The 1,603-nt window shown below is 40.5% G+C and carries 3 protein-coding genes and 1 pseudogene; all 4 read right to left on the bottom strand.

Annotation, left to right across the window (positions count from 1 at the left end):
* Window positions 1–301: 301 nt before the first annotated feature.
* Window positions 302–637, bottom strand: a complete 336-nt coding sequence (locus tag A3G19_RS08275; protein ID WP_294871965.1) for a hypothetical protein — start codon at window positions 635–637, stop codon at window positions 302–304.
* Window positions 634–888 carry a hypothetical protein gene (locus A3G19_RS08270; protein ID WP_294871963.1) on the bottom strand — a complete coding sequence of 85 codons (255 nt, stop codon included), beginning with the start codon at window positions 886–888 and terminating at the stop codon, window positions 634–636. Before A3G19_RS08270 ends, A3G19_RS08275 begins: the two co-directional genes overlap by 4 nt.
* On the bottom strand, window positions 885–1,055 hold the full coding sequence (locus tag A3G19_RS08265; protein ID WP_294871961.1) for a hypothetical protein: 171 nt from the start codon (window positions 1,053–1,055) through the stop codon (window positions 885–887). Before A3G19_RS08265 ends, A3G19_RS08270 begins: the two co-directional genes overlap by 4 nt.
* 10 nt (window positions 1,056–1,065) lie before the next feature.
* Window positions 1,066–1,603 (bottom strand): annotated as a pseudogene (locus A3G19_RS08260) (hypothetical protein); the annotation flags it as partial.

The following is a 1,603-nucleotide window of genomic DNA, read 5'->3' as shown; positions in this document are numbered from 1 at the left end:
ACGAAAAAGGCGAAAGAGCCATCGAAGAGAAACAAAAGAAAGGGATTGAGAGATAGTCCGAGGGGTGATTATTCCCTCGTTTTTGATTAATGCAGAGCGGGCGCAAGCACCATCAGCAATAAAAAGACCATCGTTAAGTGATACAAAGTAAACTACTTCCTTTCGAGGAAATCCCACCCACCCCTACCATAGCCGAAAAAATCGGCAAAAAAAAAGGGCAATGACCCGAAGATCACCGCCCATTTCCTCTATCCGTTAATCAGACGGAAAGAATAGTTACTTTGTTCACAGTGAAATTATATCACGAATTACAGGTATTTTTTCTTTTGAACTTAGTCATTATTTTTTCAAAAAACAAAATAACTTTTGAAATAAACATAGTGGATTTAAAGAATATTCCATCCGTAGAAATTCCCATATCTTCATATTTTTTGTAATATTCTCGGTCTTGTTCTTCAAATATCTTTGACACAAAATCAGCAAGTTTATTATCCAGTGTTTTGCGGGCTATTTTTTTTGCTGCTTCAATATCAGTTAGGGTGTTTTTTAGTCTTATTTCATATTGGTAAAGTTTTTCAACTTCTTGATTATAGTTGTCAGCCAACATCCCAATATATTCTTTTTGTTCTTTTGTCATTGTTTATCTTCTTCTTGAAATCGTTTAGCCAAAATATTCCACTTCTTGCCACCATACCAACCACCTAAAGGCAAAAGTACAAAGAACATAGTAATCCCAACTAACATTCGGATACTATTCTTTTCGATAAAAAACATAACTACAAAACCAATAAAAGCCATTATAAAAAGGGTTTGAGGTAACAAAGCGATCAGCATTAAAAGACCTCTTTTAGCTGTCATTTTAAAAGGCTCATTTTCTGCATCTGTCACGGCTCAACCTTTTCATTTGATTGATTGAGCACTTTATCTTTCGCCTCTTCCTCTCTTCTGCGCTCATCAACCCTTGCCAACCATGCAGCGTGTTTAGGATCTCGTGCTGCCAATTCCTCGTGCATTTTTCTGATTTCTACTGATACCGGCATTGTTTTTTCACTCATCCATTATCCTTTAAATACCGGATACACTATTTACATAGCTTCCCGCATCGGCTTTGGCGGCGTTCATTTCTTTCTGCTCATTCAAGCCCTGTACTTTTTGATCCATTGATCGAGCGGCTCGTTGTAATGGGTTATTTGAATCTGCGCCGGTTGCTTTGCGTACCATTTCGGCACCGACCGCTTTAATGACATTGCCCATCGTTGAACCTTGCCCCGCTGCACTCAGCGCTTTTGCCGCTTTCACGGCATTACTCATGCCCGCTGCACCTTTAGCAGTGGCGGCAACACCCGCCATAGCACCACCTGCGACACCCGCCGCTACGCCCAAACCAGCCGTTGAGTTCCCACCGAGTGAACCGCTCATAAGGCTATTAACAATTCCATTGATCATGTGAACTACCGAGGCGAGAACGATAGACAGAGCTAATATTGCAGTATATGAATTAACATCATTACTTACAGTTTCACCGAGCCGTTCCACGGTTGAAATCGTAAGTGCCAGTACAAGTTTAATGAACATCAACTCCATACCCGCAGTAAAAAGGGCT

Source organism: Sulfuricurvum sp. RIFCSPLOWO2_12_FULL_43_24 (genome assembly GCF_001829605.1).
In the GTDB taxonomy this organism is placed as follows: Bacteria; Campylobacterota; Campylobacteria; order Campylobacterales; family Sulfurimonadaceae; genus Sulfuricurvum.
This window is presented reverse-complemented; position numbering and strand designations above follow the sequence as displayed.

Excerpts from the sequence above, each read along its gene's own strand:
- A3G19_RS08275 (WP_294871965.1), bottom strand. The coding sequence starts at position 637 with ATGACAAAAGAACAAAAAGAATATATTGGGATGTTGGCTGACAACTAT.
- A3G19_RS08265 (WP_294871961.1), bottom strand. The coding sequence starts at position 1,055 with ATGAGTGAAAAAACAATGCCGGTATCAGTAGAAATCAGAAAAATGCAC.